The organism is Fodinicola feengrottensis, assembly GCF_010993775.1.
Classification (GTDB): domain Bacteria; phylum Actinomycetota; class Actinomycetes; order Mycobacteriales; family HKI-0501; genus Fodinicola; species Fodinicola feengrottensis.
On record NZ_WOTO01000001.1, the window covers coordinates 138,839 to 161,847 of the forward strand.

The 23,009-nt window shown below is 66.6% G+C and carries 29 protein-coding genes and 6 pseudogenes; 16 read left to right on the plus strand and 19 right to left on the minus strand.

From position 1 onward, the window contains the following. Window positions 1-4: 4 nt before the first annotated feature. The 14 genes from GNX96_RS00765 to GNX96_RS00810 form a co-directional block, all read right to left on the minus strand. Window positions 5-1,066, minus strand: a complete 1,062-nt coding sequence (locus GNX96_RS00765) for an NADH-quinone oxidoreductase subunit N (RefSeq protein WP_313885564.1) — start codon at window positions 1,064-1,066, stop codon at window positions 5-7. Beyond that, window positions 1,054-1,197 (minus strand): hypothetical protein, encoded by a 144-nt coding sequence (locus GNX96_RS47540; RefSeq protein ID WP_279578940.1) that lies wholly within the window; start codon window positions 1,195-1,197, stop codon window positions 1,054-1,056. The genes GNX96_RS00765 and GNX96_RS47540 overlap by 13 nt, the downstream gene beginning before the upstream one ends. After that, complete coding sequence (locus GNX96_RS47545; protein WP_279578941.1) at window positions 1,194-1,493, minus strand: hypothetical protein; 300 nt, start codon at window positions 1,491-1,493, stop codon at window positions 1,194-1,196. The genes GNX96_RS47540 and GNX96_RS47545 overlap by 4 nt, the downstream gene beginning before the upstream one ends. 1 nt (window position 1,494) lies before the next feature. Then, window positions 1,495-1,620 (minus strand): hypothetical protein, encoded by a 126-nt coding sequence (locus GNX96_RS47550; protein WP_279578942.1) that lies wholly within the window; start codon window positions 1,618-1,620, stop codon window positions 1,495-1,497. Beyond that, window positions 1,617-2,984: a complex I subunit 4 family protein gene (locus GNX96_RS00770; RefSeq protein ID WP_279578943.1), complete on the minus strand. Its 1,368-nt coding sequence runs from the start codon at window positions 2,982-2,984 to the stop codon at window positions 1,617-1,619. The genes GNX96_RS47550 and GNX96_RS00770 overlap by 4 nt, the downstream gene beginning before the upstream one ends. Next, window positions 2,981-3,172 (minus strand): hypothetical protein, encoded by a 192-nt coding sequence (locus GNX96_RS47555; RefSeq protein ID WP_279578944.1) that lies wholly within the window; start codon window positions 3,170-3,172, stop codon window positions 2,981-2,983. The genes GNX96_RS00770 and GNX96_RS47555 overlap by 4 nt, the downstream gene beginning before the upstream one ends. Then, window positions 3,141-4,808, minus strand: coding sequence for an NADH-quinone oxidoreductase subunit 5 family protein (locus GNX96_RS00775; RefSeq protein WP_279578945.1), 1,668 nt, complete (start codon window positions 4,806-4,808; stop codon window positions 3,141-3,143). The genes GNX96_RS47555 and GNX96_RS00775 overlap by 32 nt, the downstream gene beginning before the upstream one ends. Further along, window positions 4,808-5,143, minus strand: coding sequence for an NADH-quinone oxidoreductase subunit NuoK (gene nuoK, locus GNX96_RS00780; protein ID WP_163566625.1), 336 nt, complete (start codon window positions 5,141-5,143; stop codon window positions 4,808-4,810). Before nuoK ends, GNX96_RS00775 begins: the two co-directional genes overlap by 1 nt. After that, window positions 5,143-5,715 carry an NADH-quinone oxidoreductase subunit J family protein gene (locus GNX96_RS00785; RefSeq protein ID WP_163566626.1) on the minus strand — a complete coding sequence of 191 codons (573 nt, stop codon included), beginning with the start codon at window positions 5,713-5,715 and terminating at the stop codon, window positions 5,143-5,145. Before GNX96_RS00785 ends, nuoK begins: the two co-directional genes overlap by 1 nt. 60 nt (window positions 5,716-5,775) lie before the next feature. Further along, window positions 5,776-6,129 carry a 4Fe-4S binding protein gene (locus GNX96_RS00790; RefSeq protein ID WP_279578946.1) on the minus strand — a complete coding sequence of 118 codons (354 nt, stop codon included), beginning with the start codon at window positions 6,127-6,129 and terminating at the stop codon, window positions 5,776-5,778. Continuing rightward, entirely contained in the window at window positions 6,114-7,139 is a 1,026-nt protein-coding gene (locus tag GNX96_RS00795) for a complex I subunit 1/NuoH family protein (protein WP_279578947.1), read from the minus strand. The genes GNX96_RS00790 and GNX96_RS00795 overlap by 16 nt, the downstream gene beginning before the upstream one ends. Before the next feature lie 39 nt (window positions 7,140-7,178). Beyond that, on the minus strand, window positions 7,179-7,679 hold the full coding sequence (locus GNX96_RS00800) for an NADH-quinone oxidoreductase subunit C (protein WP_279578948.1): 501 nt from the start codon (window positions 7,677-7,679) through the stop codon (window positions 7,179-7,181). Beyond that, complete coding sequence (locus tag GNX96_RS00805) at window positions 7,676-8,140, minus strand: NADH-quinone oxidoreductase subunit B (RefSeq protein WP_279578949.1); 465 nt, start codon at window positions 8,138-8,140, stop codon at window positions 7,676-7,678. The genes GNX96_RS00800 and GNX96_RS00805 overlap by 4 nt, the downstream gene beginning before the upstream one ends. A 63-nt stretch (window positions 8,141-8,203) precedes the next feature. Further along, window positions 8,204-8,575, minus strand: a complete 372-nt coding sequence (locus GNX96_RS00810) for an NADH-quinone oxidoreductase subunit A (RefSeq protein ID WP_279578950.1) — start codon at window positions 8,573-8,575, stop codon at window positions 8,204-8,206. 286 nt (window positions 8,576-8,861) lie between these two features. On the opposite strand from GNX96_RS00810, the gene GNX96_RS00815 reads away from it, so the two are divergent. The 11 genes and pseudogenes from GNX96_RS00815 (at window position 8,862) to GNX96_RS00850 (ending at window position 13,820) form a co-directional block, all read left to right on the plus strand. Further along, complete coding sequence (locus GNX96_RS00815) at window positions 8,862-9,545, plus strand: hypothetical protein (protein ID WP_279578951.1); 684 nt, start codon at window positions 8,862-8,864, stop codon at window positions 9,543-9,545. Next, a complete protein-coding gene (locus tag GNX96_RS00820) occupies window positions 9,542-9,718 on the plus strand; it encodes a hypothetical protein (protein WP_390623868.1) in 177 nt (58 codons plus the stop codon). Before GNX96_RS00815 ends, GNX96_RS00820 begins: the two co-directional genes overlap by 4 nt. Window positions 9,719-9,741: 23 nt before the next feature. Further along, window positions 9,742-9,999 (plus strand): hypothetical protein, encoded by a 258-nt coding sequence (locus tag GNX96_RS00825; protein ID WP_163566630.1) that lies wholly within the window; start codon window positions 9,742-9,744, stop codon window positions 9,997-9,999. 122 nt (window positions 10,000-10,121) lie between these two features. After that, window positions 10,122-10,193: pseudogene (locus tag GNX96_RS66955) on the plus strand (hypothetical protein); the annotation flags it as partial. Between the two features lie 71 nt (window positions 10,194-10,264). Beyond that, entirely contained in the window at window positions 10,265-10,783 is a 519-nt protein-coding gene (locus tag GNX96_RS66960; protein ID WP_279578952.1) for a RuBisCO large subunit C-terminal-like domain-containing protein, read from the plus strand. Next, window positions 10,678-11,510, plus strand: a pseudogene (locus GNX96_RS66965) (RuBisCO large subunit C-terminal-like domain-containing protein). Before GNX96_RS66960 ends, GNX96_RS66965 begins: the two are co-directional and overlap by 106 nt. Window positions 11,511-11,519: 9 nt before the next feature. Continuing rightward, window positions 11,520-11,639: pseudogene (locus tag GNX96_RS00835) on the plus strand (ribulose bisphosphate carboxylase small subunit); the annotation flags it as partial. A 70-nt stretch (window positions 11,640-11,709) separates the two neighbouring features. Beyond that, entirely contained in the window at window positions 11,710-11,946 is a 237-nt protein-coding gene (locus tag GNX96_RS00840) for a ribulose bisphosphate carboxylase small subunit (RefSeq protein WP_279579041.1), read from the plus strand. A gap of 434 nt (window positions 11,947-12,380) precedes the next feature. Beyond that, window positions 12,381-12,620: pseudogene (locus GNX96_RS47575) on the plus strand (AAA family ATPase); the annotation flags it as partial. Window positions 12,621-12,674: 54 nt separating this feature from the next. Beyond that, window positions 12,675-12,926, plus strand: a complete 252-nt coding sequence (locus GNX96_RS47580) for a P-loop NTPase family protein (RefSeq protein ID WP_279579042.1) — start codon at window positions 12,675-12,677, stop codon at window positions 12,924-12,926. A gap of 141 nt (window positions 12,927-13,067) precedes the next feature. Beyond that, complete coding sequence (locus tag GNX96_RS00850; protein WP_279578953.1) at window positions 13,068-13,820, plus strand: LysR substrate-binding domain-containing protein; 753 nt, start codon at window positions 13,068-13,070, stop codon at window positions 13,818-13,820. A gap of 25 nt (window positions 13,821-13,845) precedes the next feature. On the opposite strand, the gene GNX96_RS00855 is transcribed toward GNX96_RS00850, so the two are convergent. Together GNX96_RS00855 and GNX96_RS00860 are read right to left on the minus strand one after the other, a co-directional pair. Continuing rightward, window positions 13,846-14,070, minus strand: a complete 225-nt coding sequence (locus GNX96_RS00855) for a helix-turn-helix domain-containing protein (protein WP_163566631.1) — start codon at window positions 14,068-14,070, stop codon at window positions 13,846-13,848. Window positions 14,071-14,134: 64 nt separating this feature from the next. After that, window positions 14,135-15,094 (minus strand): phosphoribulokinase, encoded by a 960-nt coding sequence (locus tag GNX96_RS00860; RefSeq protein WP_163566632.1) that lies wholly within the window; start codon window positions 15,092-15,094, stop codon window positions 14,135-14,137. Between the two features lie 142 nt (window positions 15,095-15,236). Here GNX96_RS00860 and GNX96_RS00865 point away from each other — a divergent pair. The 3 genes and pseudogenes from GNX96_RS00865 (at window position 15,237) to GNX96_RS47585 (ending at window position 16,796) form a co-directional block, all read left to right on the plus strand. Continuing rightward, window positions 15,237-15,898, plus strand: a pseudogene (locus GNX96_RS00865) (response regulator). Then, window positions 15,895-16,605, plus strand: coding sequence for an alpha/beta fold hydrolase (locus tag GNX96_RS00870; protein WP_279578954.1), 711 nt, complete (start codon window positions 15,895-15,897; stop codon window positions 16,603-16,605). Before GNX96_RS00865 ends, GNX96_RS00870 begins: the two are co-directional and overlap by 4 nt. Beyond that, entirely contained in the window at window positions 16,557-16,796 is a 240-nt protein-coding gene (locus GNX96_RS47585) for a hypothetical protein (protein WP_279578955.1), read from the plus strand. The genes GNX96_RS00870 and GNX96_RS47585 overlap by 49 nt, the downstream gene beginning before the upstream one ends. A 10-nt stretch (window positions 16,797-16,806) precedes the next feature. Here the strand turns inward: GNX96_RS47585 and GNX96_RS00875 are convergent, their stop codons facing one another. The 3 genes from GNX96_RS00875 to GNX96_RS47595 are packed head-to-tail and all read right to left on the minus strand — an operon-like array spanning window position 16,807 to window position 18,176. Further along, entirely contained in the window at window positions 16,807-17,397 is a 591-nt protein-coding gene (locus tag GNX96_RS00875) for a hypothetical protein (protein ID WP_163566633.1), read from the minus strand. Between the two features lie 4 nt (window positions 17,398-17,401). After that, window positions 17,402-17,710 (minus strand): zinc-binding dehydrogenase, encoded by a 309-nt coding sequence (locus tag GNX96_RS47590; RefSeq protein WP_279578956.1) that lies wholly within the window; start codon window positions 17,708-17,710, stop codon window positions 17,402-17,404. Next, window positions 17,694-18,176 (minus strand): alcohol dehydrogenase catalytic domain-containing protein, encoded by a 483-nt coding sequence (locus GNX96_RS47595; RefSeq protein ID WP_279578957.1) that lies wholly within the window; start codon window positions 18,174-18,176, stop codon window positions 17,694-17,696. Before GNX96_RS47595 ends, GNX96_RS47590 begins: the two co-directional genes overlap by 17 nt. A gap of 329 nt (window positions 18,177-18,505) precedes the next feature. On the opposite strand from GNX96_RS47595, the gene GNX96_RS00885 reads away from it, so the two are divergent. Then, window positions 18,506-18,907, plus strand: a complete 402-nt coding sequence (locus GNX96_RS00885; protein ID WP_390623869.1) for a winged helix-turn-helix transcriptional regulator — start codon at window positions 18,506-18,508, stop codon at window positions 18,905-18,907. A 124-nt stretch (window positions 18,908-19,031) separates the two neighbouring features. Continuing rightward, window positions 19,032-22,976, plus strand: a pseudogene (locus tag GNX96_RS00890) (Pls/PosA family non-ribosomal peptide synthetase); the annotation flags it as partial. Between the last annotated feature and the right edge of the window lie 33 nt (window positions 22,977-23,009).

Genomic DNA, 23,009 nt, shown 5'->3' on the forward strand with positions numbered 1-23,009 from the left:
TCTCTCACGGGGAAAAGCCGAGCACAAGCCCGGGAACCACGGACAACAGCGCGGTGCCGGCGGTGGCGGCCGCGATGGCGGCGGCGGCGGCGGCCACCGGCCGGGGGACCGGTCCGGATCCCACTGTCAGACCGGCCGGGCGGCGGTCGAACAGCCGGACGGCCCAGGAAAGGTAGTACGAGAGCCCGATCACCGCGTTGATCGCCATCAGCACGGCCAGCCAGCCGTAGCCGCCGGCGACCGTGGCCCGGAACACGAAGATCTTCGCGAAGAAGCCGGCCAGGCCGGGTGGAACCCCGGCCAGGCTCGCGAGCAGGAAAGCCAGGCACAGGGCCACCAACGGGTGTGATCGGGCGAGCCCGCGATAGTCGTCCAGCGCGCCGCCGCCGTACGGGCCGACCCAGCCGGCGAAAGAGACCACGGCGAAGACGCCGATCGTCATGAGGGCGTAGATCGCGAGATAGCCAACCGCGGCGCCGACGAGGCCGCGCACCAGCTCCGGCCGGTCGGCGACGCCAGCTAACGCGGCCAGCGGCGTCAGCATGTAGCCGGCGTGCGCGATCGACGACCACGCGAGCAATCGGACGATCCGGGTTTGTCGCAGCGCGACCAGGTTTCCCATTGTCATGGTGATCGCCGCGAGCACCGCGAGCCATGGCCCCCAGATCACCGCGTACCGGCCGAAAGCGGTGACCAGGACCAGGATCAACCCGGCGAGGCCACCAGCCTTGGAGATCACCGACAGAGAAAAACCGGCGACCGACACCGGCGCGCCCGAATAGGTGTCCGGGGCCCAGAAATGGAACGGCACCAACGAGATCTTGAAGCCGAACCCGACCACGACCAGGAGTATCGCCAGCCAGGTCAGTGGTCCGCCGCCGTCGAACACCGCGATCCGGCTCAGGAAAACCGTGCCGGAGATGCCGTAGATCAGGCTGACACCGTAAAGCATCACGGCTGTGGAAACGAGCGAGAAGAGGAACATCTTGACGGCTGCCTCGGAGGACCTGCGGTCCCGGCGGCGAATGGCCGCCAGTGCCAGGACCGGCAGCGTCAGCGTTTCCAGCGCGCCACCACGAGAGTAACCAGGTCACCGGCGGCGGTCAGCACCAGAATGCCGGCCAGCGACGACAACAACAGGAAGCCGAATTCACCGGCCGGCAGTTCGGTGGCGCAGATTTCGGCGCTGGCGATCAAACCACCACCACCGCGGCCGAGAACAGTACGACCAGATCGAGCAACAGGGTGAAGGAGCTCAAGTGGTACGAGCAGGCCGCCGGCCCGCCCGGTACGCAGAACGTGGTGCGGGGCAACGGACCGACGGCGAGCAAGCCCACCGCGACAGCGGCGGCGAAAATGCCGGCCAGCGACAGGGTTGCCACCTGCCGTACGCCGGCATCAGGCAGGAACGCCTCGAAAAGCAGCAGCGCGATCGCGGCGACCGCGAGAATCAGCGGTGGCGCGACGGCCAGGTAGTCGATGCTTTGGATCATGTCAGCCCAACCCGAGAACGGCTCGTACGGCCGGCGCGCTGACTGTCAGCAGGGTGGCCGGCCAGACGCCGAGCAGGACCACCCCGGCGATCAGCGGCGTCCACGCCAGCCATTCCCGGCCGCTCACGTCCGAGATTCGGACGGCTCGCCAGAGTGGGCCGACCGGTCCCTGCGCCACCCGGTGGAGCATGGCGAGGAAATAGCCGCGGCGGTGAGGACGGCCCCGATGCCGGCGGTCGCCATCAAGACCAGGTAAAGGCCGCGGCTGAGTCCGGCGGCGGGCTGGAAAGCCGCCTGCAGAGCCAACATCTCGCCCCAGAATCCGGCGAGGCCGGGCAGGCCCAGGCTCGCCACCGACGCGAACACCAGCAGGCTTCCCAACCTGGGTGCCTTGGCCAGCAGACCGCCGCCCAGCCGGTCGAGCTCGGTGCTGTGGTATCGCTGGGAAATCCCGCCGACCAGGAAGAACAGCAACCCGGTAATGAGCCCGTGAGCGATGTTGGCGAACAGGGCCGCGTTAAGGCCGATCGGGGTCAGCGAAGCGATCCCGAGCAGTACGAATCCCATGTGGCCGACGCTGGAAAAGGCGATCAGGCGTTTCAGGTCGCGCTGCGCGAGGCAGGCCAGCGCCGCGTAAATGATCCCGATGACGGCGAAGGTTCCCAGCCAGGGCGCCCATAACCGGGCGCCGTCCGGCAGGATGGGCAGCGCGACTCGGACAAAGCCATAGGTGCCCATTTTCAGCAGGACACCTGCGAGCAACACCGACCCGACCGTTGGTGCCTGGGTGTGGGCGTCCGGCAGCCACGAATGCAGCGGCCACATGGGTGTCTTGACAGCGAAACCGATGGCCATCGCGAGGAACGCGATGATTTGCACGGTCCGGTTCATCCCCGAGCCGGCGGTCAACGCGACCATGTCCAGCGTGCCCGTCTGAACAGCGACGATGAGGATACCGACCAGCAGGAAACCAGATCCGAGCAAGGTGTAGAGGATGAATTGATTCGCCGCGGGTCGTCGCCGTGATCCGCCCCATCCGGCGATCAACGAGTACATCGGGACCAACACCAGCTCGAAGGCGACGAAGAACAGCAGCAGGTCCAGCGCGATGAAGGTGCCCAGCGTGCCGACTTCCATGAGCAGCACCAAAGCGACGAAGGCGCGGGGCCGCTCGGGCCGGCTCGCCCGCGGCATCAGGTAGGCCGTGCAAAGAAAAGTCAGCAGAGCGGTGAGGACGATGAGTGGCAGTGAGATGCCGTCGAGGCCGAGGTGGAAGCGGCTCCCGAGCTCCGGGATCCACGGTTTGTCGACCTGGAACTGGATTTTTCCCGAGAGGTGGAAAAGCGCGATCACCGCGACTGTGTCGGCGAGCACCGTCGCGGTGGTGATTACGCCCATGAGAGTTGCCCATCTTTCCGGCAACAGCAGGGTGAAAAGACAGCCGGCGGTGGGTACGAGCAGCAACAGGACGGTCAGCCAGCCGGTCATCATCGCAGCACCACCAGACCGAGGGCGAGCAGCGCGGTGCCGGCCAGCATGCCGGTCAGGTACGCCTGCAGGTTTCCGTTCTGCGCCAGCCGAAGTACGGCTCCCAGTCGACCGGCGGCACGGCCGGTGCCGGTGACTGTGCGGCTGATCGCCCGGTCGTCAAAGCGGGCAACCGTACGGGAAAGCTGCATGACTGCTGGCAAACGGTCCGGTCCGCTCGTACATCGTGTCGGTTCCAAAGGCGCTGGCCAGCAGCGGCCGCGCGGCGCCCAGCAGGGCGGCCGGATCGCCGGCCGATCGCAGCCGCCATGGCACGTACGCGGCGATGATGCCCGCGGTGACCAGGACCGCGGATTCGGCCGCGACGAACGGATCCGGGAGCAGCTCAGGGACGTAGCGCACGGCAAGACCGAGCAACAGGGCCGTACCGGCCAGCCCGACCAGCGGCGCGGCCATGCTCGGCCCCGGATCGCCCATGACCGTTTTCGTCCGCTCGCCGAAGAAGATCAGCAGCCATGCTCGGGTGGCGTAAGCGGCGGTGACCACGGTGGTGAGCATCGTGCAACCGACGACGAAGACAGCAGTCGCAGGGGACACCACCGAGCTCGGCTGGGCGGCCGCTGCCAGAATGGCGTCCTTACTGAAGAATCCGGCCGTCGGTGGCACCGCGGCCAGCGCCGCCCAACCGATGGTCATGCAGACGCAGGTCAGCGGCGGCATGGTGCGGCGCAGGCCGCCCATCCGGGCCAGAAGAGTGCTGCCGACCGCGACGATCACCGTGCCGGTGGCCAGGAAGAGCAGTGCTTTGAAGGCTCCGTGGGAAATCAGGTGTGCGATGGCGGCCAGCCGGCCGCCGACGGCCAGCGCGGCGAGCATCAGCCCCACCTGGCTGATGGTCGAATAGGCCAGCAACCGCTTGAGATCTTCGGCCGCGAGGGCCGCGAGAGCTGCGCCGACGGCGGAGATTCCGGCCAGCACCGCGAGAACTGTGAGGGCGGCCGGCGCGGCGAGGAAAACCGGGTAGAGCCGGGCCACCACGTACGAGCCGGCCGCCACCATGGTGGCCGCGTGGATCAGCGCGCTCACCGGGGCCGGGCCGGCCATCGCGTCGGGAAGCCAGCCGTGCAACGGAAACTGGCCGGCCTTCGCGACCACGCCGAGAGTCAGGAGCACGGCCGCCAGCAGCACCAGACCGGCCGGCAGCCGCGGCACAGCGGCCAGCACTGTGGAGATCCGGAATGAACCGGCCGCGAAGCCCAAGGTGAAAATGCCGAACAGAAAGCCGACATCGCCCACTCTGGTCATCAGGAATGCCTTGATGGCGGCAGTTGTGTTCTTTCGTTCCTCCCACTGGTGCCCGATCAACAGGTACGAGCAGAGGCCCATGATTTCCCAGCCGACATACAGCACCATCAGGTCGGAGCCCAGCACCACGAGCAGCATTGCCGCGGTGAACAAGGAAACCATGGCCGCGTAAGAGCTGTGCCTGACCCGTACATATCGGAGGGAGAACACCTGGATGGCCAGCGCCACCGCCGAAACCATCACCGCGACGGAGGCCGACAGCGTGTCGACCCGTACGCCAGCGGTGATCGCGATGCCTCCGGTAGGGGTGAGGGGAACCGCGTAGTCGACGGCCTGGGGCAGCGAAGATATCATCACCAGCAGGAAAACTGAGGCAGCGGTCGCCGCCAGGGTGCCGGTGACGGCGATCGCACCCGGGCCGCCGGGCACCTGGGAGCCGTGCAGGAGCCCGACGGCCGCGGCGATCAGCGGCGCCAGCACGGCGAACGCGGCCAGCGCCGCGATCAGGTCGTCCGCCTTCATCACGAGGCTCTGTCCACGGTCGCCGGGTCTCGGTCGGCGTGATCTCGTACGGCGTCGATGGCGATCGTGCCGTGGTTTCGGTACACCAGCAGCACAATGGCGAGGCCGAGACCCAGCTCGGCGGCCGCGATGGCGATCACGAAAAGTGCGAGGACCTGACCGGACCGCAGCCGATCGTGGTGCAGAAGGTCGAAAGCCACCAGGTTCAGGTTGACCGCGCCGAGCATCAGCTCGATGGACATCAACACCAGGATGGCATTGCGGCGTACGAGAACTCCGTAGACGCCGACGGTGAACAGGGCCGCGGAAAGAGCGATCGCAAGAGCGAGATGCATTACCGTCTCCCGGCGCCGATGGCCGGCCCACGGCCGCTGCTGGAACGCGCCAAAACCGGCCGGTCCGAGCGGCCGGTCTTGGCGCGGGTCAGGACCACTGCCGCGACCAGAGCGGCGAGCAGCAGCAACGAAAGCAGCTCGAAAGGCAGTACCCAGAACCGGAAAAGGGCCGTGCCGAGCACTTTCGCGGATCCGGCCGAGCTGGCGCTGAGCGGAAGATACGTCGACCAGAACGGGCCGATCGCCGTGCTGGCCAGCAAAGCACCGACGGCGAGCGCGACCGTGCGGGCCGGCCAACGATTCCGGGTGTCCACATCGGACGATGGACCGGTCGGAGAGCGGGTGAGCATGATGCCGAACAGCAGCAGGACCACGATCGCGCCGACGTAGATCAGCACCTGCACCCAGGCCACGATTTCGGCGGTCAACAGCAGGTAACAGGCTGCCAGGGCGGCGAAACTGACCACTAGCCAGAGGGCCGCGTGCACCAACTGTTTGGTCGTCACCACCGCCACCGCAGCCGCCAGCATCAGTAAGCCGAAGCCAAGGACGGCGACATCGAGGCCGGTCATGAGGGGACCGTGGGCAACCAGGAGGCAAGCACGTCCCGCTCCTGGAGCAGCTCGGATACATCATCGGTGGCATAAGAAAACTCTCGGCGACCAGAACAACGCGTCGAAGGGGCAGACCTCAATGCAGATGCCGCAGTACATGCACAGCGAATAATCGATCGCGAACCGGTCGAGCGAGTTCGTCGTACGCGCTCGGCCGCCTTCGACCTGGGGTGGCGCGGTCTCCTTGTGCGACTCGATATAGATGCACCAGTCCGGGCATTCTCGCGCGCACAGCATGCAGGAGGTGCAGTTTTCCGCTAGTAGTGCGATAACTCCGCGGCTGCGTGAGGGGAGGTCGGGCTCCGCGTGTGGATACTGCCGGGTTACTGATCGGCGCACCATCGTCCGCGCCGTGATCAGCAGCCCGTGCACCAGGCCGGTCCCAGGTACCCGCATCTCACCCCACCACCCTCACCACGCCGGTCACGGCCAGTTTGGATCAGTGCCAGCGGAACCAGGACTTTCCACGCCAGCTGTTGAAGTTGGTCCGCGCGCAGCCGGGGATAGGTCGCGCGCATCCAGATGACCACAAAGGACAGTGCGAAGGTTTTGAGCAGCATCCAGAGCCAGCCGAGCTGCTGTTCGTACGGGCCGCGCCAACCACCGAGGAAAAGGGTCGCGGTCAACGCACATAGCACCACGATGCCGGCATATTCGGCCAGCAGGAAGAAGGCGAACCGCAGGCCGGTGTATTCGGTGTAAGGGCCCATGATGATCTCGCTGTCGGCGACCGGCATGTCGAATGGCGGCCGGTGCAGTTCGGCGAGTCCGGCGGTAAAGAAGACCACCGCGCCGATGCCCTGCCAGCCGAGCCACCACAGCGACCAGGCCGCAACGATGCCAGGCAGCGAAAGGGTGCCGGCGGCCATCGCGACCGATCCGGCCACCAGCACCAGCGGTAGTTCGTAGGCCATCAGTTGGGCGGCGGACCGCATGCCGCCGAGCTGCGCGTATTTGTTTCCGCTGGCCCATCCCGCCATCACCGCGCCCAGCACGCTCACGCCCATCGCCGCCAGTACGAACAAAAGTCCGGCGTCCAGGTCGACGCCCAGCAAGCTCGGCCCGAGCGGGATGACCACCAGGATGACCAGGTACGGCAGTAAAGCGAGCGCCGGCGCGAGCGAGAACATCGCCCTGTCGGCGCGGTCGGGCAGCACGTGTTCCTTCTGGACGAACTTGACGCCGTCGGCGACCAGTTGGGCCCAGCCGTGAAACCGGCCGGCCTCCATCGGACCGAGCCGGGCCTGCATGTGCGCCATCGCCTTGTGCTCGAGCTGGCCAACCAGCAGCGGCAGCACCAAAAACCCGGTCAACACGGCGGCCAGCCGGATCCCGATCGTCAGCACGGCCATCATGTCGTACCGCAGGTGGAGCCGCCCCACTCGTCGGGCTTCGGTACGCCGAGCGGAAGTTTCGGGCGTCTACGGCCGCGAGTTTCGCTGGCGGACTGGCCCGGATCCACCGCTCCGGGCCATTGTTTGACCACTCGGGAGGCGAGCACGAAGCTCTTCTTCAGCGGACAACCTTCGAAAACCGTCGGGCAGCAGCAGCGGCCGCGGGTAGGGATGGCCGTCAAAGCGAACCCCAAACATCTCATGGGTTTCTCGTTCATGCCAGTTAGCGCCCCGAAAGATTCCGCTGGCGGTCGGCAGCACAGGCCAGCCCGGTGGCAGCAGAGTGCGGACCAACAGGTGGTGTCGACGGGTACGGGACCACAGGTGAGCCCGCACCGAAAGGCCGTTCTCCAGTTCGTCGACGGCGGAAAGCCAGTCAAAATACGTACAGCCAAGATCGTCACGGGCGTACGTGAGCGCCTCGATCCACTGTTTTGGTTCGACATCCAGGACAAGCAGGCCGTGGCTGACGCTGGTCGCGTCCGGGCCGAACCGATCGGCGAGGTGGTCGGTCAGGCGGCCCGTCACGGGACCGGGTCCCGATATCGGTCGCCGAGCGTCTCGGCCGCGATCTTCTTCTGCAGCAGGACAATGCCCTGAAGCAGTGCTTCCGGTCGAGGTGGGCATCCCGGTACGTACACGTCGACCGGCACGAGCTGGTCGACGCCTTTGGTGACGCAGTACGAATCCCAGTACGGGCCGCCGGAGTTGGCGCAGGAGCCGAACGAAATCACGTACTTCGGCTCCGGCATCTGGTCGTACAACCGCCTGATCGCCGGTGCCATCTTGTCGGTCACCGTGCCGGAGACGACCATCAGGTCGGCCTGGCGCGGGCCGGGCGCGAACGGAATCACGCCGAGCCGAATGAAATCGTGCCGGCTCATCGAGGTGGCGATGAACTCGATCGCGCAGCAGGCCAGCCCGAAGTTGAAGCACCACAGCGAATACCGGCGGCCCCAGTTCAGGACGAACTTGATGGGTTGTGGCACCTGCGCGGCGAGCCCGGCCCGTCCGGCCGGCGGCCCGACGCCCGGGCTGGGCAGGTCGGTCGATCACACCCATGACAGCACCCCTTTTCGCCAGGTGTAGCAGATGCCAGTGGCCAGCACACCGAGGAAGACGAACATTTCCAGCAGCGTGGCGGTGCCGAATCCGACGGTGGCCAAGATGGTGGCCCACGGGAAGACGAAGACGGCGTCGACGGCGAAAACCACGTACAGATAAGCGAAAACGTAATAGCGAATGTACGACTGTGCCCAGCCGCCGTCGGTGGGCTCGACACCGCATTCGTAGGTGCTTTGCTTTCCTGGCGAGGGGCGCGAAGGCCGCAGCAATGCGTTGGCGCCGAAGCTGGTGGCCACGAATCCGATGCCCAGCACGATCAGGAGCCCGACGAGCGCGTATCCGCTGAAATAGTGATCCACCGCGTGCACCTCCCTGGCCGGACCTGATTCCGTGTGCCGCCTGACGGGGCGTTCATGGAAGATAAGCCGTGCGACCATCGCACTGTCCATCAGGAGTTCGCAGCTGACACTGAAGCGCAAACCTCGGTTTCGGGTTCACCCGTGGGCCTCCCCCGTTTGGGGGGATGAACGCCGCTTGATCGCTGGTAAGGTGGTCCATTCCAGGTCGAGTTTTGCTTATCTGAAAGGCATTTTCCCGGGAAATTTATCGTAGCCACGGTGGCTTCACGGCGTTGGGAGGCCATCGATGGGCGTACGAATGCGGGCCGAACCCGTACTCAGCCTGACCGAGGCGGTGGGGTCGCTGCCGGATTATCTTGCTGTCGGCGGTGGTGCTGGGCTCGCGCTGGTCCGCGAGCTCAGCCCGGACCAAGTCATCGCGCGAGTCCGTGAGTCCGGGTTACGCGGTCGTGGTGGCTCGGGCTTTCCGTCCGCCCCGAAGTGGGAAACCCTCCGTTCGACCGGACGGGCCGGCTACCTGACCTGTGGGCTGGCCGATGGCGAGCCTGGCACTTTCAAGGACCGGTTCATTCTCCGGCGCAATCCCTACCAAGTGGTGGAGGGGATGATGATCGCCGCGGCGGTGCTGGAAGTGGCCGGCGTTTTCGTGGTGATCGACAGGAGTTACCGGACCGAGATCATCGCGCTGCGCCGGGCACTGTCGGAAATGACCGCCGACGGGTTGCTCTCGGCGGCGTCGTGGTGCGATGGGTGCTGGACCCGGATCGGGATTCCTCCATCGGAGAAAGGTGCCGCGCAGGGGGTACTCACAATGTCGAGACCCTGGCGCACCTGCCGAGCATCCTGCGCCGGGGCAGCGAATGGTTCCGGTCGGCCGGCACCGAGAACTCTCCCGGAACAACGGTTTTCACTGTCTGTGGGGACGTACGGCTGCCTGGAGTGTACGAGCTGCCGCTTGGGTTGCCGTTGACGGTGCTGTTGGATCTGGTTTGCGCCGGCGCTGCGAACGGCGGTCGCATCAAAGCGGTGTTCCCGGGAGCGTCGGTGGCTCCCGTGCCGGCGTCACGGTTTGACACCCCGCTGGATTTCGACCAGCTGCGGGCCGTCGGGTCGGGGCTGGGCTGGGCGCCGCGGGCTTCATAGCGTACGACGACTCAGCCTGCGTAGTGGCGGCGACCCGGCTGCTGGCTCGTGACCAGTGCCCAGAGACCTCCGAGATCCTGCAAAAGATCGAGGCCGGCGACGCAAACGTAGCCGATTTACTGACGCTGCGGTCCAAAGGCCGGATGGTGGCCGGCGCGTTGGCCGCTTTTGAGGATGAGTTCGTGGCGCATCTGGGTCGCGGTTGCCCGCATCCGCGACAGCTGGAGAGGCCGAAACTGGTGGACTTCGATGAGGAGCGGGACTGTACGGTGAAGAGTTGAGGTTGGCACGATGATTCCTGATGGTGCGCAGAAGCATCGGTGGCCACGATGGAGTCGCTGGGCTACCTGCGGAGGTCATCGTGAGTGATCGTTGGAATGCCGGCGTTATCCCGTACGCCGAGATGGGCTACTGGCAACCGGACTACCAGCCGAAACCGTCGGACATTCTGTGCGCTTTCCGGATCAGCCCACAGCCCGGCGTCCCCCTCCGGAGGAGGCCGGCGCGGCCGTCGCGGGAGAGTCGTCCACCGCGACGTGGACGGTGGTGTGGACCGACCGGCTCACCGCATACGAGCACTACCAGGCCAAGTGCTATCGGCTGGAAGCGGTGCCGGGCGCGCCCGACCAGTTCATCGCGTATATCGCCTATGACATCGATCTTTTCGAAGAAGGCTCGATCGCGAACCTGACCTCCTCGATCATCGGCAACGTCTTCGGTTTCAAGGCCCTGCGGGCGTTGCGACTGGAGGACATGCGGATTTCCCCGCACTACCTGAAATCGTTCCAAGGACCCGCGCATGGCATCGTGATGGAGCGGGAATACCTGAGCAAATACGGCCGGCCACTGCTGGGCGCCACCACGAAGCCCAAACTCGGCCTCTCGGCCCGAAACTACGGCCGGGGGTGGTGTTCGAGGCGCTGCGCGGCGGGTTGGATTTCACCAAGGACGACGAGAACATCAACTCCCAGCCGTTCATGCGCTGGCGTGATCGCTATCTCTACTGCATGGAGGCGGTCAACCGGGCCCAGGCCGAGACCGGCGAAATCAAGGGCCACTACCTGAACGTGACCGCCGCGACGATGGAGGACATGTACGAGCGGGCCGAGTTCGCTCGCGAGCTCGGCACTGTCGTGGTGATGGTCGACCTGACGATTGGCTATACCGCGATTCAGTCCATGGCCAAATGGGCCCGCCGCAACGGAGTGATCCTGCATCTGCACCGAGCGGGCCACGGCACGTACACCCGGCAGAAGAACCACGGCGTGAGTTTCCGGGTGATTGCCAAGTGGATGCGGATGGCCGGCGTCGACCATATTCACGCCGGCACCGTGGTGGGAAAACTCGAAGGCGACCCGAACATTGTCGCCGGTTTCTACGACACTTTGCGACTCGATCATGTTGCCGCTGATCCTGTGAAGGGTCTCTATTTCGACCAGGACTGGGCATCCATGCCCGGCACCATGCCGGTCGCCTCCGGCGCATTCACGCCGGCCAGATGCACCAGCTGCTGCACTATCTGGGCGAGGACGTGGTGCTGCAGTTCGGCGGCGGCACCATTGGCCATCCGATGGGCATCGCGGCCGGTGCGACCGCGAACCGGGTCGCGTTGGAGGCGATGGTCAAGGCTCGCAACGAAGGCCGGGACTATTTCGCCGAGGGCGACGACATCCTTCGAGCCGCCGCCAAGAAAAGCCGGGAGCTCGACGTCGCGCTGGCGACCTGGGGGGACATCACCTTCACCTACGCGTCGACCGACACCCCGGATGTCATGCCCACCCCGACGATCTAAGGACGGAAGATGCGCATCACCCAAGGCACGTTTTCCTACCTGCCGGACTTTTCCGATGACGAGATCATCGCCCAACTTGAGTACGCGCTCCAGGAAGGGTGGCCGATTTCGGTGGAGTTCACCGACGATCCACACCCGCGCAACACCTATTGGGACATGTGGGGCCTGCCGATGTTCGACCTGGTCGATCCCGGCTGGAGTGCTGCTGGAGATCAATGCCTGCCGCACCGCGCACCCGGACCGTTACGTACGGGTCAACGCGTACGACGCGCGGCTCGGCCGGCAGACGGTGGCGTTGTCCTTCCTGGTCCAGCGGCCGGTCGAGGAGCCCGGTTTCCGGTTGGAACGGCAGGAAACAGCGGACCGCCGCATCGCTTACACGAACTACAGCTACGCCACCGGCCGCCCCGCCGGCGACCGCTACCAGCCGGGTTGATCGTGCTGGAACCGATGGGGCGGGCCGCCGAAGCCGTATCGCGACAGGGATTCGCGATGCGATCTGGTGGCGCGCCGGCACCGGAGAGCGTTCTCGACCCGCATGAGCGGGTGGATCTCGCCGAGTTGCTCGCCGAGTCGGGGTTGACCGACCTGTTGACGCGGCTGGACCGCGAGTTGGTGGGGCTGCGGCCGGTGAAGTCCCGGATCCGGGAGATTTCCGCGCTGTTGCTGGTGGATCGGCTGCGGGAGCGCTTTGGCATCGACACCGCCCGGCCGAACCTGCACATGTGTTTCACCGGCAACCCGGGCACCGGCAAGACCACGGTGGCCTTGCGGATGGCCGAACTTCTGCGGCTGATCGGATACCTGCGCCGCGGCCATCTGGTGGCCGTCACTCGCGACGATCTGGTGGGGCAGTAGTATGTTGGCCACACCGCGCCGAAAACCAAAGATGTCATCAAGCGCGCGATGGGCGGAGTGCTTTTTGTCGACGAGGCCTATTATCTTTACCGTACGGACAACGACCGTGATTACGGCCAGGAGACAATCGAGATCCTCCTGCAGGTGATGGAAAGCAACCGGGACGACCTGGTGGTGATCCTGGCCGGCTACGCCGACCGGATGGATGTCTTCTTCCAGTCCAATCCGGGCATGGGATCGCGGATCGCGCACCACCTCGACTTCCCGGACTTCACGGTGGATGAACTGGTCCGGATCGGCTTGCTGATGGCGGACCAGCTGGGATACCGATTTTCCGGACCGGCGTTGCCAGTGTTGCGGGAATACCTGGAAAGGCGGCGCGGTCGGCCGCTTTTCGCCAATGCCCGCAGCGTACGCAACGCGGTGGAGCGGGCCCGACTGCGGCACGCCGGCCGGCTGCTCGCCGCCCCCGGCTTGGTCGGCCGCGCCGAGGTGACCACCCTGTTGCCGGAAGACCTGTTGGCCAGCAGGGTCTTCGAGACCGGGAGCGCGCGATGACGACAAATGCCCGCCTGCGTACGCTGGTGGAATTGGCCGATACCGGCTCCGTCCGTGTCGCCGCCCAACGGCTCTTCGTCAGCGCGAGTCGTCGGTATCGGCCGCGATAGGCGCGCTGGCCGTGATGTTGGCGTTCCGTTGGTGGAAAAACAGGGTCGCGGGATCCGGCTCACCGCGGCCGGGCAGGTTTACGCACGTTATGCGCGGACAATCCTGGGCACGTACGAGCAGGCGCTGGCGGCGGCCCGCAGCCAGCATTGTTCGGAGACCGGCATGGTGCGGATCGGCGCCGCAACTACCGCTGGCGAACACATTTTGCCCCATCTGCTCGCCTCTTTCCGGGTGGCCTACCCGCGGGTGGAGATCGGGTTGGAGGTGGCTCGGCGGAGCCAGGTATGGGAGATGCTTGAGCACCGGGAGACCGATCTCGCGGTGGCCGGCCGGCCACCGCGACGGCTGCCCGTACGGACCAGGGCGGTGCGTACGAACGATCTGGTCGTGGTGGGATCCCCAGCTGTCGCTGAGAAGTTCGTGGCCGAGGAGGCGACCTGGTTGCTGCGTGAGGACGGCTCCGGCACCCGGGCCGCCTGTCTCGAACTGTTGACGACGCTGGACCGGATGCCCGGTGTGCTCACGCTCGGCTCAAATGGGGCCGCGGTGGCCGCCGCGGTGGCCGGACTTGGGGTGACCCTGGTGTCGCGCGACGCGGTACGGGTGCGCTGTGCCGCGGCGGAGTTGGTGGAGCTGCCGATGGCGGGAACGCCGATGAACAGGCCCTGGCACGTGGTGACCCACGTGGAGATTTCGCCGACCACGCGGCTGATGCTGCGGCATTTGCTGGCGGATCCGACCGACGGATGGCAGCGGGCCCGAATATCGCCGGCTGGGCCATAGCTACGGAACGAAAATGCGCAAAAGTCTAGTAGTGGCGGCGCTGGTAGGCATTCAGAGAGCGCTCGTCCAGCGCGAGCACTTTACAGACGGCGGTCAAAAAGGCCACGGTAGGGCCCTGGACACCCTGTTCTACCTTGCGCAGCAGCCAAATGCTCACGTTCGCGCGGGTCGCGAGCTCGCGTTGGCTGAGGCCTTGGGCCGTCCGAGCCGCGGCGATCCGGCGTCCGACGACCCTGGTGCGTTCATCCATCCTGGTCCCGTCCGATGCGTGAGAAGTGGTCAGCACGGGTTTCCCGGTTGACGACTTTCTCCATTTATCGAGACTCGTCGAGCATATGGTAGAGCAAAATCAGCTGGGTGATGGCCAACGGCTCACTGCGCTCGCCGTTGGCGAGGTGGCCCAGCGTGTGGATAGGGTCGCCCGGTTCCAGGCCCAACTGGGCCCAGATCGCTTTTTCCACCTCCTGGCTGTCCTCTCGCGGCGCGTAGCCGTGAATATGCAGGGCATCGACCGGACGTCCGTTTTCTTCGCGATCCAGCTTGAGATGAATTGTCCAGCGACGATCCCCGGCCAACACCTTGCTGAGGTCCGGATGTCGGATAGTGGGGCGAAGCAACAACTTCGCGGACAGTGGGGTGCCAGGTGGATCTTCGCGCTCGCTGATCGGCGCGAACCGGACGACCACGTCGGCGTACTCGCGTTGCGGGCGGATGAAGTCCGCGGACTCCTGCTCGCGGCGCTGCAACTCGGCCTCGACCTGATGTTTGTCGTACCCTCGTTTTCCCACGCCGCGGTCGATTTTCCAGCGCCGCCGGATCTCCTCGGGCGGGTCCAGGTAGACGGCGATGTCGAAGCAGGCCCGCGCGAGCTTGGTATGCAACGGAAGCAACCCCTCGGCGATCACGAAATCGCCTGGACAGACCAACTCCGGGCGGGCCAGCTGGCCGGTTCGGTGGTCGTACACAGGTTTCAGAATCGGTTCACCAGTGGCCAGCAGTTGCAGGTGCTGCTCCATGATGCCGATGTAGTTACAGTCCGGGTGCAGCGCGGTGAACGGCAGTTTTCGGCGTTCTTCGCGGTCATAGCGGTGATAGTCGTCCACGCAGATGGTGGTGACCCGGCCCGGCCCGAGAAGGGTGGCGAGGCCACCGCTGAGAGTGGTTTTGCCGGCCGCGCTGTCGCCGGCGATGGCGATCATGACCGGCCGCCGCGCCGGAGCCCGGACCGCCGTCGCCCTCGCGATCCGTTGCAGCCGCAGGACCCGGTCCGGCATCGAGCCTCCTTCGGGGGTCGCGCTGCTTTTTGAGGCTATCCGCGGTTGATCGGTCCGGCATCCCCCCGGATGGTGAGTGGCGAGGGGAAGTCCGCGCTTTTGTACGTCTTGCCACCTTCCGGACAGGGCTTAAACTTCCGGCATGCCTCAGCCGCTGCGGCTCGTCCTGGTCGACGACCATGAGATGGTCCTCGAGGGCATCAAGGCCGTCCTCGCGCGGTTTCGCGGTCGCGTACGGGTGCTCGCGCAGGCGGTGTCCGCGGACCAGGCGGAGGCGTTGGTGGCGACGCTGGATCCGGACGTGGTGGTCGCGGACGTACGGCTGCGGGGTCACAGCAGCGGGCTCGACCTGTGCCGCCGGCTGGTCCTGGCCGCGCCCCAGCGGCGGGTGGTGTTGCTCAGCGCGTACGACGATGAACAATATCTGTTCCAGGCGATCCGGGCCGGCGCGGCCGGCTATTTGCTGAAATCGATTGGCGGGGAGGAACTGGTCCGCCAGCTCGAGCGCGCCGCCGAGGGTGAAACGGTGGTGGACCCGACGATGGCTGGCCGCGCGGTGGGCGTCGGCGGCGCGGCTGCAGGCCGGCGAGTTCTGGCCGGGCGCGCATCTTGTCTCTCACCCAACGAGAAAGCGAGGTGCTGGGCTATCTGGTGACCGGGATGTCCAACCGGGCCATCGCGATGGAACTGGTGCTCGCCGACGAGACGGTGAAGAGTCATGTACGTTCGATTTACCGCAAACTGGAGGTGGGGGACCGGGCCAGCGCGGTCGCGGTCGCCCTTCGGGAAGGAATTTTCCGGTGACAGCAGAAGTTTTCCGCACGCCTGACGAGCGCTTCGAGAATCTGCCGGGATGGCCGTACGAGCCGCGCTATGTCGACGTGGACGGCCTGCGGATTCATTACGTCGATGAAGGCGCCGGCGACCCGGTGGTGTGTTTCCACGGCGAGCCGACCTGGTCCTATCTCTATCGGAAAATGATTCCGCCGCTGGTTTCCGCGGGACACCGGGTGATCTGTTTCGACTACGCCGGATTTGGCCGGTCCGACAAGCCAACCGATCGAGGCTGGTACACGTACGACAGGCACAGCGCCATCGCCGCCGCCGTGCTCGGACCGCTGGAGCTGCGCGCCGCCACTGTTGTCGTACAGGACTGGGGCGGCCCGATCGGGTTGCGGTGGGCGGTGGACAACGACGATCGGGTGAGCCGGCTGGTCATCCTCAATACCGGACTGTTCACCGGGCGGGTGAGCAGGGGATTCCTCGCCTGGCGGGGGATTTCGCCGCCCGGAATCCGGATTTGCCGGTGGGATCCGTGCTGCAGGGTGCGACGGCCACCGAGCTTGCCGATGACGTGGTGGCCGCGTACGAGGCACCGTTCCCGACCGTGGAGTCCAAGGCCGGCGCCGCGGAGTTTCCTTTGCTGGTCCCCACCGAGCCGGGTGCGGCCGGCGCGACCGAGATGGCCGCCGTGCAGGAATCGTTGGGACGGTGGGAGAAACCGGCGCTGATCGCGTTCAGCGACTCGGACCCGGTCTTCCCGTACCCGAAATCCGGCACTGTTTTCACCGACCTGATCCCTGGCGCCGGCGAGCAGGTACGAATCGAAGGGGGCGCGCGCATTTCCTCCAAGAAGACCAAGGAGAGAAAATCGCCGCTCACCTCCTGGAATGGCATTCATAATTCGCAGACAGACCACTAAGCCGGGAGTGTCATTTTGAAGGTGGCCGAATAGTCCGTGCCGGTTTTTTGTGGGTGAGCTGCGCGGACGGCATCGCTGGTGGCCCGGTGCAGGTGACCGTTTGGCCCTCCGACACATCGGGACAGGTGAAGGCATCCAGGGCCGGGGCCGCGGCGCCGACGGACAGCAGCGCCTTCTGGGCGATCGACCACACCGCGTATTTCGCTGGAATTCCGTCCTGCAGGGTGACGTCGTCGCTGACGGTGCCGTCGGCGGCGACCGGAAATCCCCATTTATACTCAGTGTTGGAGACCACATACGTGTATTTGCCAGAGGTCCTTTTGCCGACCAGGACGGACCCGGTCGCGTAGCCATAACGACCGTTTCCGTCCCGGAGCCGGCAATGCCATTCGTGGTCGGCCGATGGTGTTTCGCAGCAGACCGCGGTGACCGTGGTGTGCTGGTATGCGGGCAGTTGCTGGGAAAGTTGACGTTCGCTTTCGGTCTTGCTGGGCACGCTGGGTGATTTGCTCCAGATCACGTACGCGATGACCGCGACCACCGCCACCACGGCGCCGATGGCGATGGACAGCAGGGTCTTTCGCGGCGAACTCGGGCTCATCTGGTCAAGGTAGCAACCCTGGGCTAAGGACAAGTTTGCCGCGGAGGCCGCCTTTCGCGGTGAGTTCGTGGGCCACCGCGATGTCGGCCAGCGGCAGGGTTTCCTGGATCCGCAACGTGATCCGGCCGGCATCCACCAGAGCGGCGAGCTCGGCCAGCCGGCCGCCGTCGGCGAAGACCTCCTGGACGATGACGGTGGTGGCGCGCAGCGGCGGCGGCGCGAAGGGGGCTACCAGGGCGACGAAGGTGCCGCCGCCGCGCAGGGCTTCGTGGGCCGGTACGCCGACCACCGCGGCGTCAATGACCGCGTCCACCCCCGCCGGGGGCGAGCCGGCGTACGGCGGCTGGCGAAAAGACCTTCCGGGGTACGAAGTCGGTGGCGCCGAGGTCGCGTACCAGCCGCTCGTCGTCGGCGACCGCGATCGTACGGATGCCGCGCAGCGCGGCCAGTTGCAGCACGACCCCGCCGACGCCGCCACCCGCGCCGGTCACGAGCACTGTCTGGCCGCGGTGCAAGCCGGCAAGCCTCAGTGACCGGTCGGCGGTCAGCGCCATCAGGGGAAGAGCCGCCGCCTCTACGAGAGAGACGGTCGTCGGCGCCGGGGCGACCGCCGATTCGTCGAGTACGACGTAGTCGGCCTGCGTACCGCCGGCGGACAGCACGTCACGCAGCCCAACGACGGCGTCGCCGCTGGTGAACCGGCTCGCGCCAGGGCCGAGCGCGTCCACCTGGCCGGACACGTCCCAGCCGAGGTACGTCTGGGGTGCCGGCGCGAGCAACCCGGCCTGGGCGAGGGCTCCGTTGCGAGTGGAGATGTGTCGATCTTGTTGACGGCGGCCCCGGCTACCCGTACGCGGACCTGGCCGGGTCCGGGTTCCGGGTCGGCGACGGTGGCGATCTCTAGGACTTCCGGGCCGCCGAATCGGCGGACGAGTGTGGTTCTCATGACACGCACCGTAAGAAAGCTACGATCTGGTGGAAAGGACGCACTTCAAGGTGCGTAACCGACCCGGGAGGTCGACATGGCGACGCTGTCAGCGGCCGCCGGCGGGACGCCGAGAGCCGGGACTACAACGCCAACCTGGCCGAATGCCCTGGTCATCAGCTGTTGGCGACGCTCAGCGACAAGTGGGTGACGTTGGTGTTGAGCGCGCTCGCGGACGGCCCGCTGCGCTACAGCGGGATCTCCCGGATCGTGGCCGGCGCGAGCCAGAAGATGCTCACCCAGACGCTCCGCAAGCTCGAGCGTGACGGTCTCGTCGCACGTTCGGTCACCCCATCCGTGCCGGTACGGGTTGACTATGAACTGACGCGTTGGGCGAGTCGCTTCTGCCCGTACAACGTGCCATTAAGACGTGGGCCGAGACGCATATCGAGGACGTGGCGACGGCCCGCGAAGCGTACGACCAGCGCTGATCGGACGTGTGTTCGCACACTTCTCGGCCACGCTTACGCAACACAGTGTTCATTTGTCGTATCCTCAACCGTCAGTGCCGGACGGATCACCTGATGAGAGCACCGTCTGGATGAATGGTTGGCCTCGGAAGGTGTGAGATGGGCTTTTGCCTGGTCGTGTCCGATGACGTACGCGGCAGTGTTGCCGTTGTGCGCCGCATGAAGGCCGTTCCAGCCCGGTGACCGCCGTCCTCACCGCGACCGTCCCTGTTCGGGCCGAGGCGCCTCGTCAGCGCGCGCTCTTCGAGTCCGGGGCGGCCGCGCCGGCCCGGACACTCCTCGACATTTTCCGCGAAACGGTCGCACGGCACCCGACTGTGGACGCCATCGACGACGGCAAGACCGTCCTGACCTACCGACAGCTCGCCGACGAGGTCGAGGTCGTACGCGCGAGCCTCGCCGCCGCCGGTATCGGCACCGGCGAGCGGGTCGGCGTTCGGATCTCGTCCGGCCGCGCCGAGTTGTACGTGGCGATTCTCGCCGTCATCGCGGCCGGCGCGGCCTATGTGCCGGTCGACGCGACGACGACCCCGACGAGCGCGCCGAGCTGGTGTTCACCGAGGCCGGCGTGTGTGCGGTGCTGGGCGACAACGGCGCGATGGAGATCGTGGGCGCGCCGCTGGGCGGCGCCGCCGAACCGACCGTACGCGACGACGCCTGGATCATTTTCACGTCCGGTTCGACTGGCAAAAACCCAAGGGTGTGGCGGTCAGCCACCGGGCCGCGGCGGCGTTCGTGGATGCCGAGGCGCGGCTGTTCCTGACCGACGAGCCGATCGGCCCGGACGACCGGGTGCTGGCCGGCCTGTCGGTCGCGTTCGACGCGTCCTGCGAGGAAATGTGGTTGGCCTGGCGTTATGGCGCGTGCCTGGTGCCGGCGCGCGCGCTCGCTCGTACGCACCGGCGTCGACCTTGGTCCGTGGCTGGTCGCTCAGGGCATCACCATCGTGTCGACGGTGCCCACGCTCGCCGCGCTGTGGCCGACGGACGCGCTGGACGAGGTCCGGCTGCTGATTTTCGGCGGCGAGGCGTGCCCGCCTGAGCTGGCCGAACGGGTCGTCGTCGAGGGCCGCGAGGTCTGGAACACGTACGGACCGACCGAGGCGACCGTGGTCGCGTGCGCCGCCCAGCTGACCGGCGACGGTCCGGTCCGGATCGGCCTGCCGCTGGCTGGCTGGCAGCTCGCCGTGGTCGGCAACGACGGCGAGCCGGTGGCGATGGGGGAGACCGGCGAGCTGGTGATTGGCGGCGCCGGGCTGGCCCGCTATCTGGACGAGGCCAAGGACGCCGAGAAGTTCGCGCCGCAACGCGCTTTGGGCTGGCAGCGGGCATATCGCAGTGGCGATGTGGTACGAGCCGAGCCCGACGGCCTGCTTTTCGTTGGCCGCGCTGACGAACAGGTCAAGCTCTCGGCGGCCGGCGGATCGAGCTGGGCGAGGTCGACGCGGCTCTGCAGTCGCTGCCCGATGTCGCCGGCGCCGCTTGCGCGGTGCAGAAAACGCCTGCCGGCAACCAAATTCTGGTCGGGTATGTCGTCCCGCTGGGGAAGTCCTTCGATCAGGACGCGGCCGCCAAGCGGCTTCGCGAGCATTTGCCGGCCGCTTTGGTGCCGTTGCTCGCGGTTGTCGACGACCTGCCGACGCGTACGTCCGGCAAGGTCGACCGGGCCGCGCTGCCGTGGCCACTGTCCCATGTGGACACTTCGGGCCGCCGACCTGACACCCACCGAGGTCTGGCTGGCGGCCAGCTGGGCGGACATTCTCGGCATTGCGGTGAGTACGCCGAACGCCGACTTTTTTCTCCAACGGCGGCGGAAGTCTGACGGCCGCGCAGCTGGTCGCGCGGATTCGCGAACGGGCACCCGCAGGTCGCGATCGTCGACATTTACCAGAATCCGAAGCTGGGCGCGCTCGCTCGGGTGTTGGACGCCGACGACAGCGCACATGAGGCTCGTCGCGATGTCGCGCCGACCCCGCTCCGGACCGGCATTTTGCAGTCACTGCTGATGATTCCGCTGATGACCCTGGTCGGGTTGCGGTGGGCGGTGGTGGCCGCCGCGATCAGCAACGTGTTGCCGGTGGTCTGGGCGCCGTCGGTTTCCTGGTGGTGGATCGCGTTCGGCTGGCTGCTGCTTTTCAGCCCGCCTGGACGCATACTGGTCGCCGCTGGGACGGCCCGGCTGTTGCTCCGGGGTGTACGTCCCGGCACGTACCCGCGTGGCGGCTCCGTCCACTTGCGACTGTGGACGGCCGAGAAGCTGGTGGATCTGAGCGGTGTCACCAATGTCGCTGGTGCTTCGTGGATGACGCATTACGCGAAGGCGCTTGGCGCGAAGGTCGGCAAGGATGTCGATCTGCATTCGCCGCCGCCGGTGACCGGCCTGCTCAAGCTCGGTCGCGGTGCCGCGGTCGAACCCGAGGTCGACTTGTCCGGTTACTGGGTCGACGGGGATCGCGTTCATATCGGCAAAATCCGGATCGGCGCCGGGGCCCGCATCGGCGGTCGCAGCACCTTGCTCCCGGGCGTACGGATCGGCAAGGGTGCCGAGGTCGGCGCTGGCTCGACGGTTCGCGGCGCGGCGGCCGGCCGGACAGCGCTGGGCCGGCTCGCCGGCCGGTCGTACGACCGGTGGCAGCGGGATGAAGTGGCCGACCGCGACCAGCGAGCGGTCGCGTTTCTGGGCCGGAATGTACGGCGTGACCTCGCTGCTGCTCGGCCTCGTGCCGGTGGTCGCCGCGGTGCCCGCACTGGCGATTTTGGGTTGGTCGGTCTCGGGAACGACCACTGTGACGAGTGCGCTGGGCTGGGCGCTGGCTGCGGTGCCAGCTGCCACGGTCGCTTATTTTGTTGCGTACGCGCTGATCGTCGTGTTGATCGCGTACGCGGACTGAGCATCGGTCTGGTCGCCGGGTATCACCCCGTCCATGGGCGGCGGGCCTGGCAGGTGTGGGCGACCGAGCGGCTGATGGACCTCGCTCGGGTGGGGCTTTTCCCGCTCTACGCCAGCCTTTTCACGCCGGTCTGGCTGCGGCTGCTGGGCGCGAAGGTCGGTCGTGGCGTCGAGGCGTCCACGGTTTTGGCCGTGCCGAAGATGACCAAGGTCGCGGACGGCGCGTTTTTGGCCGATGACACGATGGTTGCCACGTACGAACTCGGCCACGGCTATCTGCACGTGGCGCCGGCCCGGATTGGCAAGCAGGCATTCCTTGGTAACTCCGGAATGACCGCCGCCGGTCGCGCGGTGCCCAAGAAAGGTCTGGTCGGCGTGCTGTCGTCGACGCCGGCCAACGCGAAGAAGGGTTCGTCCTGGCTCGGCATGCCACCGATCCCGTTGCGCCGCTCGGTCGACAAGACCGATGGCAGCCGCACTTTCCGGCCGCGCCGCCGGTTGAAGCTCGCCCGCGCCGCGGTGGAGCTGTGCCGGATCGTGCCGGTGATGTGCTCGACCGCGCTCGCGGTGCTCACCCTGGCGGCTCTGTTGGCACTGTCCAAGGTGGCCGTTTTCGGCGTCGCGGCCGTGCTCAGCGGCGTCGTTCTGCTGGCGGCCGGCGTTGTTGGTTCCGTGCTGACGACCGCGATGAAGTGGTTGCTGGTCGGGAAATTCCAGGCCACCGAGCGTCCACTGTGGAGCTCTTTCGTCTGGCGCAACGAGCTGGCTGACACGTTTGTCGAGGTCGTGGCGGTGCCCTGGCTGGTTGGCGCGCTCGGTGGTACGCCGCTGCTGCCGGCTTGGCTGCGTACGATGGGCGCCAAGATCGGCCGTGGCACCTGGCTGGAGACGTACTGGCTGCCGGAGTCCGATCTGGTCCGGCTCGGTGACGGCACCACGATCAACCGGGGGTGTGTTGTGCAGACGCACCTCTTCCATGATCGGATCATGCGCATGGACCAGGTCACGCTGGACGAGGGCGCGACGCTCGGACCGCACGGCATCGTGCTGCCGGGGGCGCGCATCGGTGCTCGTACGACGGTGGGTCCGGGCTCGTTGGTGACCCGCGGTGACGCGGTGCCGGCCGACTCGGCGTGGCTGGGCAACCCGATCTCGATCTGGTCGTCGGGTCGCGGGTGAGTCCGAAATCCCCACGGCCCGCGGTTCCGACCCCTGGCGCTGACCACTCGACCGATCCCTATCTTCCCGAGCACGGTAACGGCGGTTAC

Excerpts from the sequence above, each read along its gene's own strand:
- GNX96_RS47545 (WP_279578941.1), bottom strand. The coding sequence starts at position 1,493 with ATGATCCAAAGCATCGACTACCTGGCCGTCGCGCCACCGCTGATTCTC.
- GNX96_RS00770 (WP_279578943.1), bottom strand. The coding sequence starts at position 2,984 with ATGATGACCGGCTGGCTGACCGTCCTGTTGCTGCTCGTACCCACCGCC.
- GNX96_RS47555 (WP_279578944.1), bottom strand. The coding sequence starts at position 3,172 with ATGCAGCTTTCCCGTACGGTTGCCCGCTTTGACGACCGGGCGATCAGC.
- GNX96_RS00775 (WP_279578945.1), bottom strand. The coding sequence starts at position 4,808 with ATGAAGGCGGACGACCTGATCGCGGCGCTGGCCGCGTTCGCCGTGCTG.
- nuoK (WP_163566625.1), bottom strand. The coding sequence starts at position 5,143 with ATGCATCTCGCTCTTGCGATCGCTCTTTCCGCGGCCCTGTTCACCGTC.
- GNX96_RS00785 (WP_163566626.1), bottom strand. The coding sequence starts at position 5,715 with ATGACCGGCCTCGATGTCGCCGTCCTTGGCTTCGGCTTACTGATGCTG.
- GNX96_RS00815 (WP_279578951.1), top strand. The coding sequence starts at position 8,862 with ATGGGCGTACGAATGCGGGCCGAACCCGTACTCAGCCTGACCGAGGCG.
- GNX96_RS47580 (WP_279579042.1), top strand. The coding sequence starts at position 12,675 with ATGGCGGACCAGCTGGGATACCGATTTTCCGGACCGGCGTTGCCAGTG.
- GNX96_RS00855 (WP_163566631.1), bottom strand. The coding sequence starts at position 14,070 with ATGGATGAACGCACCAGGGTCGTCGGACGCCGGATCGCCGCGGCTCGG.
- GNX96_RS00860 (WP_163566632.1), bottom strand. The coding sequence starts at position 15,094 with ATGCCGGACCGGGTCCTGCGGCTGCAACGGATCGCGAGGGCGACGGCG.
- GNX96_RS47585 (WP_279578955.1), top strand. The coding sequence starts at position 16,557 with ATGGCCGCCGTGCAGGAATCGTTGGGACGGTGGGAGAAACCGGCGCTG.
- GNX96_RS00875 (WP_163566633.1), bottom strand. The coding sequence starts at position 17,397 with ATGAGCCCGAGTTCGCCGCGAAAGACCCTGCTGTCCATCGCCATCGGC.